We start from the raw sequence: 258 nt of genomic DNA, 5'->3' as shown, positions 1-258 counted from the left end.
CCTGTTGCTCCGCAATCTCCTTGACGCCATGTTTGGCAATGGTGTGGTACTCCGCCGTCGCCATCGCCGGGGCGTATTTGATATTGAGCTCCTCCTGGCCGGTCTCCGCCTCGCCCTTGGAGTTCTCGACCGGCAGGCCCGCATCCCACAGGTGGTTGCGGATGGGGCGCATCACATGCTCCTCGCGGCTGGTCTGCAGGATGGAGTAATCCTCGTTGTAGCCGGAGATCGGCGCCAGGTCGCGGAAGCCTGAGCGGC

Annotated in this window: 1 pseudogene; it reads right to left on the bottom strand. The window is 64.0% G+C overall.

Annotation, left to right across the window (positions count from 1 at the left end):
- Positions 1-258, bottom strand: a pseudogene (locus ACXAHG_RS23615) (glutamine synthetase); the annotation flags it as partial.

This window comes from Leisingera sp. ABD4_442, from assembly GCF_056160905.1.
This window is presented reverse-complemented; position numbering and strand designations above follow the sequence as displayed.